The organism is Nonomuraea lactucae (assembly GCF_003313395.1).
Lineage (GTDB): Bacteria > Actinomycetota > Actinomycetes > Streptosporangiales > Streptosporangiaceae > Nonomuraea > Nonomuraea lactucae.
Window position 1 is genome coordinate 1 of the sequence record NZ_QNFZ01000082.1, and the last position, 5733, is coordinate 5733.

General features: G+C 70.6%; 6 protein-coding genes. 2 read left to right on the forward strand and 4 right to left on the reverse strand.

All coding sequences use genetic code 11. From position 1 onward, the window contains the following. Window positions 1–96 precede the first annotated feature (96 nt). Window positions 97–348, forward strand: a complete 252-nt coding sequence (locus DQW85_RS06540) for a hypothetical protein (RefSeq protein ID WP_113699504.1) — start codon at window positions 97–99, stop codon at window positions 346–348. 15 nt (window positions 349–363) lie between these two features. Then, window positions 364–1767, forward strand: a complete 1404-nt coding sequence (gene sthA, locus DQW85_RS06545; protein ID WP_113699502.1) for a Si-specific NAD(P)(+) transhydrogenase — start codon at window positions 364–366, stop codon at window positions 1765–1767. A gap of 16 nt (window positions 1768–1783) precedes the next feature. On the opposite strand, the gene DQW85_RS45720 is transcribed toward sthA, so the two are convergent. The 4 genes from DQW85_RS45720 to DQW85_RS06565 form a co-directional block, all read right to left on the reverse strand. Next, window positions 1784–2242, reverse strand: a complete 459-nt coding sequence (locus tag DQW85_RS45720; protein ID WP_205314935.1) for a M20/M25/M40 family metallo-hydrolase — start codon at window positions 2240–2242, stop codon at window positions 1784–1786. A gap of 271 nt (window positions 2243–2513) precedes the next feature. Further along, a complete protein-coding gene (locus DQW85_RS06555; protein ID WP_205314936.1) occupies window positions 2514–2840 on the reverse strand; it encodes a hypothetical protein in 327 nt (108 codons plus the stop codon). A 103-nt stretch (window positions 2841–2943) separates the two neighbouring features. After that, the gene (locus DQW85_RS06560) at window positions 2944–4407 is read right to left on the reverse strand and encodes a S53 family peptidase (protein WP_113699503.1); all 1464 of its coding nucleotides are present in this window, start codon (window positions 4405–4407) and stop codon (window positions 2944–2946) included. A gap of 243 nt (window positions 4408–4650) precedes the next feature. After that, window positions 4651–5427 carry a DUF4287 domain-containing protein gene (locus DQW85_RS06565; protein WP_205314937.1) on the reverse strand — a complete coding sequence of 259 codons (777 nt, stop codon included), beginning with the start codon at window positions 5425–5427 and terminating at the stop codon, window positions 4651–4653. Window positions 5428–5733: the final 306 nt, after the last annotated feature.

The following is a 5733-nucleotide window of genomic DNA, read 5'->3' on the forward strand; positions in this document are numbered from 1 at the left end:
CGTCCTCGTCCGCGCCGGAATATGGGCATCCGTTGGGGCGACGAGGGCAGGGGACCGGGTATCCCCCCGTGCGACACACCGACCGAGGAGATCATCATGGCCGTCTGCGAGACGTGCGGCAACGATTACGACATAGCCTTCGAGGTACACGCGCAGGGGGCGGTGCACACCTTCGACTCCTTCCAGTGCGCGATCCACGCCATGGCGCCCATCTGCGAGCACTGCGCCGCCAGGATCATCGGACACGGAGTCCAGGCGGGTGAGCACTGGTACTGCTGCGCCCACTGCGCGCGCCAGGAGGGCACCCAGGGAATCGTCGACCGCGTTATGGCGGGAATGTCCAGATAGAGCGACACTTGTTGGGTGGCCGACTTCGATATCGCTGTCATAGGTTCGGGGCCCGGCGGGCAGAAAGCGGCCATCGCGGCGGCCAAGCTCGAGAAGCGGGTCGTCGTCATCGAGCGCCGGAACATGATCGGCGGGGTCTGCATCAACACGGGCACGATCCCGTCCAAGACGCTGCGCGAAGCCGTCCTCTACCTGACCGGCCTCAACCAGCGGGAGATGTACGGCCAGAGCTACCGGGTCAAGGACGAGATCACGGTGGGGGATCTCGGCATTCGCACGCAGCACGTGATCGGCCGCGAGATCGACGTGATCCGCAGCCAGCTGTCGCGCAACCACGTGGCGGTGGTGACCGGGACGGCGACCTTCGCCGGCCCGAACACGCTGGACGTCCACGACGAGCAGGGGCGGGACGTCAAGGTCTCCGCCGAGAAGATCATCATCGCGACCGGCACCCGCCCGGCCCGGCCGGAGTCGGTGGAGTTCGACGAGCAGACGATCATCGACTCGGACGGGATCCTGCACCTGCAGGCGGTGCCCGAGTCGCTGGTGGTCGTGGGCGCCGGTGTGATCGGCATCGAGTACGCCTCGATGTTCGCCGCCCTGGGCACCAAGGTCACGGTCGTGGAGCGGCGTGAGCGGATGCTCGACTTCTGTGACCTGGAGATCGTGGAGGCGCTGAAGTACCACCTGCGGGACCTGGCGGTGACGTTCCGGTTCGGCGAGTCGGTGGCGGCGGTGGAGCGGCGGCCGCGGGGCGCGCTGGCGCTGCTGGAGAGCGGCAAGAAGATCCCGGCGCAGACGGTGATGTACTCGGCCGGCCGTCAGGGCATGACCGACGAGCTGTGCCTGGACCTGGCGGGGCTGGCCGCCGACTCCCGGGGGCGGATCCCGGTGGACGACCATTACCGCACGGCGGTGCCGCACATCTACGCGGTCGGAGACGTGATCGGCTTTCCCTCGCTGGCGGCGACGTCGATGGAGCAGGGACGCATCGCGGCGCACCACGCCTGCGAGGAGCCGCTGCCCGGCATCCACCACCTGCAGCCGATCGGGATCTACACGATTCCGGAGATCTCCTTCATCGGGCGTACCGAGGACGAGCTGACCAAGTCGCAGGTGCCGTTCGAGGTGGGCATCTCGCGCTACCGGGAGCTGGCGCGCGGGCAGATCATCGGCGACACGTACGGCATGCTGAAGCTGCTGGTGTCGCCGGAGGACCGGTCGCTGCTGGGCGTGCACGTGTTCGGCACCGGCGCCACCGAGCTGCTGCACATCGGGCAGGCGGTGATGGGGTGCGGGGGGACGATCGACTACCTGGTCGACGCGGTGTTCAACTATCCGACGCTGGCCGAGTCGTACAAGGTGGCCGCCCTGGACGCGATGAACAAGCTCCGCCGCGTCGCCCGCTTCGAGCTCTGACTGGACGAGATCAAGGTCACCTGCAGGTGGTCGCGTACCGCTGGAGGAACAGTGCCTCGGCCGGCGCCATGTTCGCGATCTCGCTGGGATCGACGCTCTCGTTCGGGGCGTGCATCAGGGTCAGGGGTTCCTCGACGCCCATCAGGATGATCTCGGCGTCCGGGGAGACTTCGGCGAACACGTTGCAGAGCGGGATCGCCCCGCCCTGGCCGAGGGTCGTCATCGGCGCGCCGTATGCGTCCCGCATGGCGCCGGCCATCATCCGGTAGGCGGGACCGCTGGTCACCGCCTGGAACGGCGCGCCCTCCGCCTCCACATCGACCGAGACTCGAACCCCCCAGGGCGCCGCCGCCCGCAGATGGTCGAGGAGGACGGTGCGGGCCTGGTGGGGAGAGACCCCAGGGGGATGCGCAGGTTGAGGCGGGCGGCCGTCCGCGGGACGATGGCCGCCGCCGAGCCCACGACGGGTGGACATTCGATGCCCGGGACGGTCACGGAGGGACGGGCCCAGAGCATGTCGGAGACACTTCCGTCTCCCACCAGCGAATCGGGGGCCGGCCGGCTCCCGACGACGGCTCTGCTGCCGTCGGCGGTCTCCACCAGCCGGGTGTCAGAGAAGCCCACTTCGGCGAACTTGTCGCGGACCCTGGTGGCGGCCCGCGCGCACTCCTCGGGCGGGAACTGACGAGGATCGGCTACGGACCTGATCGCGACGAGGTCCGCGAGCTCCTCTCGCGCCTGTGGCATCAACCCGGCGACCCCGTCGGCTTGGAGGTCCCCTCGGCCACCCACTTGTAGACGCCGCCCTCCCATCCCGACGCCGGCTTGGCGGAGACGAGTGATGTGGGGAGAAAGAACGCGACGGCCGACACCACGTACAGGAACACGCATGCCAGCCCGTACACGGCCATGGTCGGGGACGGCCGGAGGCTGGCGACCGAGCTCGTCGTCATCAGCGCGAGGGCGACCCAGGAGATCCAGGCGACAGCCTGGGGCCGGGCCTTCGCCCCCGCCGCTGACCGGGGCGTCGGTCGGTCCGCCGGTCGGTCCGCCGGCACGTCCTCGGTGCTCATAGCAGTCTCACCCCACCGGACCGATCGGGCCTTGTGGTCATCATGGCCAGAAGGTAAGGGCTCTGTGAGTGCCCAGCGTCACGCCTTGAGGGTGATTGTTTGACTATCCGGGGTGGAACCGACCGGCGGGCGGCTGCCTCTTCAGCCCTCTGGCCGTGCGCGGGCGTGCTTCTTCACGGCCCCGGCCTGCTTGTTCGCGCCCCTCGCGCCCCTCGCGCCCCTCGCGCCCCTCGCGGCCCCTCGCGCCCCTGGCGCGCTGCCAGGCGTGCTTCTTCGGGCCCTTGGCGGAGTGCTGGCCGTTCTTCTCCGCCTTCTTGATGGCCTGCCAGATGGTGTGCTGGTCCGGCTCGTTCGACGGCTTCGGCGGCTCGGGCGCGCGCAGGCCGTGGACGCCGCGCGGGGCGCCGACACCGGTGGGGACGTCGTAGCCGGGCCGCGCCGTGCACAGGTACGAGTCGCCGCACGAGCCGGTGGACCCGCTGACGATGTCCTTGAACGCCTGGCGCGTCGCGTATGGGTAGGAGTTGGGGGAGTCGGCGGCCCCCGGGGTGCCGGCCAGCGCGTACATGCCGGCGATCAGCGGGGCGGACACGCTGGTCCCGCCGGCCACCAGGAAGCCGGTCGAGCCCGTGGGTGTCGGCGTCGTGGTGTACGTCGAGAAGCCGGTGGCCGGGTCGCCGACGGCGGCGAGGTCGGCCACGGCGCGGCGGGAACACCCTGGATCCGTCTGGAAGGCGGGCTTCTCCTGGAAGCGCGAGCAGCCTGAGCCGGAGCCGGACCCCGTCCAGGCGGTCTCCACCCACGAGGGGCGGGCCCTCCCGCGGCTGCCGAACGTCGGGTCGAAGCGGACCAGCTTGGTGCCGCCGGCGGCGGTGACGTGCGGCGATGTGGCGGGCCACAGCGGCGCGGGGAAGCCGCCGGCGCCCGAGGCGGCCACGAAGGCGATGCCGGGATGGTCGAAGCGGGATTCCAGGAGCCGCTGGCCGGAGCTCTCCGTGTGGCCCCAGCTCATGGAGATGAACTTCGCGCCCTGGAGCCGTGCCTGGTCCACCGCGGTCAGCAGATCGGCGATCGTGTCGCTGGCCGCCTCGACGAGCAGGATCCCGCATTCGGGGCATGAGGAGCTGACGGCCTCGATGTCGATCGCGGCCTCCAGCGCCCAGCCGGCGTCGACGGGCGGGAGGGGCCTGGTGGCGCCGTTCTGGTTGATCTTGCGGAAGCAGCCGTCGGCCGTGGTGCACGGCGGCAGGCCGAAGGTGCGGCGGTAGACGCCGAGATCGCGTTCGGCGGTGGGATAGTCGAACGCGACGACGACGGCCACCGTCTGGCCCCGGCCGCGTCTGATCGGCAGCTGGTACGCGCTCCAGATGTCGGGCGGTCCGTATCCCGGCGGGCGGGCTCCCGATCGCGAGGTGCCCGACGCGGCGACGTCGGTGCGGAGCAGCGACTGGCAGCGGGCTCTTTCCGGCTCGGGAGGCTCGTCGCACACGGGCACGGACGTGGGTTCGCGGGCGGCGGCGCCCGGCTCGGGCCCTGTTCGACCTGCTCCGACGCCGTATGCGGGCATGCCGGAAATCACCAGCCCGGCTGCCAGGAGAATGGCACCCGGAACAGTACACAGAATGCGGATTGATCGCATGATGTCCCTTTGATATTGCGCCGCATAATGGCGACGCGGCATCGTGATCATTGTCCGCGAAGGCGTAATTCAAAACATGCGTACTATTCGCCGTAATGCCGAAAAAAAGCGCCAAACCCGGGGTCGGAGGGCCTGTGCCGGTGGCCGGCGCACCGGCACGGGCCCACCACGTCAGGATTCGAGGAACGTTTTGAGCGCGGTGAGGCGCTCACGCCAGAACGCCTTCATCCGCCCCGCGCTCTCGGCGTCGGGCAGTTTCTCGTGCGCGACCGCCACCTGTGCCTTGGCCTCGCCCTTGGCGGCGAAACCGACGACGACGCGCGTCGATCCGTCCCGCCAGTCGGCGCGGAACGTCCTGGGCGCCGTGGCCGTGCGGACCCGCAGCTCGCCGAGGAGCCAGCGCTCACGCACCGCGCCGTCGGCGAACGCCTCGAACAGGCGCTCCACCGGCACGGCGACGGTCTTGCCGGCGTTCGCGGTGAAGAATCCGGCGCTGTTCTGGCCGGGGGCGCGCAGGCCGCGTTCCTGCTCGTACGCGACCGTCACGCTCTGCGCCCACCAGCCGTCCACCTCGTGCTCGCCCACCAGCCAGCGGGCGATCTCGGTGTGCGTGCGCGAGGTGGCGCCCCAGGCGTCGAGCAGCGCGAACCACTCGTCCCAGTCCTTGCCGGTGCGCTCGCGCAGGACCGGGCCGGCGACCCTGACGCTCCTGATCAGCTCGGCGGGCGGCGGGGACTGCGACCCGGTGACCGTATCGGCAAGCGTGTCGGCAAGCGTGTCGGCAGGCGTGTCGGCAAGCGTGTCGGCAGGCGTGGCGGTGGGCGGGTCCGCGAGCGCGGCGCTGTCGGCGGACTTGTCGAGGATCCGGCGGCGGGCGGTGGTGTAGCTCTCGCCGGTCTTGTCCATGCGGGCCCGTACGCGGGACTTGAACGATCTGTGGCTCGTCATCACGTGCTCCCCATCACGGCACGGCCACAGGACCCACGCTCCCGTTGACCCCGCCGGAGAGGTCAGGTGTGACGGTGTCCCGAGAGCTCGAGGCTCCCTTTGCCCCCGCGAGGCCGATGGCGTGAGCACCGGATAGAGGGTTCGGCGCGGGACGGCGCCACGGCCCACGATACGGACGGCCGATGAGGCGTGCAAGGGCGGCGGGCGCCGTGACTCAGCCGCCGGTGGAGGACCTGCGGCCGCGGGGCGGCGGCTTCTTGCGCCCGGCCACCAGCGTGTCGCCGGGCGCGGGCAGCCTCGGCTCGT